The organism is Desulforhopalus vacuolatus (genome assembly GCF_016918505.1).
Lineage (GTDB): Bacteria > Desulfobacterota > Desulfobulbia > Desulfobulbales > Desulfocapsaceae > Desulforhopalus > Desulforhopalus vacuolatus.
The window spans coordinates 1-698 of record NZ_JAFFPZ010000099.1 but is presented as its reverse complement, the minus strand read 5'-3'; the positions used below and the strand labels follow the sequence as shown (position 1 = coordinate 698).

The 698-nt window shown below is 51.9% G+C and carries 1 protein-coding gene; it reads left to right on the top strand.

Going from position 1 to position 698, the window contains the following annotated elements:
• Nucleotides 1-698, top strand: a 698-nt coding sequence (locus tag JWG39_RS16060) for a cadherin-like domain-containing protein (protein ID WP_205220446.1), incomplete at both ends; no start/stop codon positions are given.

Here is a 698-nt window from a genome sequence, read left to right as displayed (position 1 = left end):
TACGAATATTTGAATGTGGGTGATTCCGAGATCTTAACGATCCCTGTTACCGTGACCGATGATAATGGCGGAACCGATACGGTTCAGATCCAGATCACGGTTAACGGTACGAACAACGCTCCGGTAGCAGGCGCAGATGTAACCAGGTCCGTTGATGAAGGCGCCGCGACAATTGACGGTGTGCTCACTGCTACGGATGTTGACCATCCGGAAACGGCAACCTTCAGTATTACAACTGGATCTACTGCTCCATCCGGTTTTATGCTGGACACGGATGGAACCTATAGTTTCGATCCGACCGATGTGGCCTACGACCATCTCAATGTTGGTGATACGGTGGTGCTGACAGTTCCGGTCACCGTGACGGATGAGAACGGTGGTACGGATGCGATGCAGATTCAGATTACGGTCAACGGTACCAACGATGCGCCGGTAGCAGGTGTGGATGTATCTACGACCGTCGATGAAGGTGCCGGAATGGTGTCCGGAAACCTGGCCTCAAGTGATGTAGATGATGGTTCGACGGCTATCTTTACGGTCACTCCGGGCTCAACTGCTCCGGCAGGCTTCACATTGCATCCAGATGGCTCATACAGCTTCGATCCGACTGATGCGACGTACGAATATTTGAATGTGGATGATTCCGAGATCTTGACAATCCCTGTTACCGTGACCGATGATAATGGCGGAACCGATAC